Raw genomic sequence first — 766 nt, forward strand, 5'->3', positions numbered from 1 at the left:
CTACTGAGTTTTTCGTTAGTTCTTCGGGTATGAGGGGTGGATCTCCAGGCCGGTGTGGGTCAGGAAGGACCACGCGAGCCGCTCGTCCGCGCAGATGCGGTTGATGCCTTGTTCTGCTGCGTCGGCGACGTCGGCCAGGTGGTCACCGGCCACGTTGGCCAACTCCCGCGCCTTGATGGCCGACCACAGCATCTCCACGGGGTTGAGCTCGGGGGCGTAGGCGGGCAGACGCTCCAGGGTGAGCCAGTCCTGGTCTGCCACCCAGGCGCGCATGGCCCGGCTCCAGTGCGCGCTCAACCCGTCCCAGACCAGCACCACCCGCTCGCCCTCGTAGAAGCGTTTGAGCTGTTCGAGTACCGCGATCAGCGCGTCGGTGTCATAGCTGCCCGGACGCAGGTCGAAGCACAACCGAGCCCCGCGTCCGGCCTCGGCGGCGTGGTATCCCAACGCGGCGGCCATCGAGGCGCGTTTCCAGTTCAACCGGTGGGTCAGGGTGGGGGTGCGGCCGCGGGGTGCGTAGGTGCGGCGCACCTGGGGCAGCAGCGAGATGCCCGATTCGTCGAAGAACACGATCCATGCCCGATTCTTCAGTGCCCCCTTTTGATGCGTGGCCACTCGTGCGCCACCCACCGGGCGATCTCAGACTCGTCGCGCTCGGCGGCCGTGCGCTGGGGTCGTTGCAGGCTCCAGTCCAACCGCACGGTCAGTAGCCGCCATACCGACGCAGGGGCCAACTCCACCCCCGTCACGCGCTCGACCACCAGCC

At 67.8% G+C, this 766-nt stretch carries 2 protein-coding genes; both read right to left on the reverse strand.

The features are described 5' to 3' along the window. Positions 1 to 15: 15 nt before the first annotated feature. Positions 16 to 630 (reverse strand): IS630 family transposase, encoded by a 615-nt coding sequence (locus D471_RS0132325; RefSeq protein WP_338045372.1) that lies wholly within the window; start codon positions 628 to 630, stop codon positions 16 to 18. After that, positions 588 to 761, reverse strand: coding sequence for a winged helix-turn-helix domain-containing protein (locus D471_RS42720; protein WP_394296867.1), 174 nt, complete (start codon positions 759 to 761; stop codon positions 588 to 590). The genes D471_RS0132325 and D471_RS42720 overlap by 43 nt, the downstream gene beginning before the upstream one ends. Between the last annotated feature and the right edge of the window lie 5 nt (positions 762 to 766).

It is taken from the genome of Nocardiopsis lucentensis DSM 44048 (assembly GCF_000341125.1).
In the GTDB taxonomy this organism is placed as follows: domain Bacteria; phylum Actinomycetota; class Actinomycetes; order Streptosporangiales; family Streptosporangiaceae; genus Nocardiopsis; species Nocardiopsis lucentensis.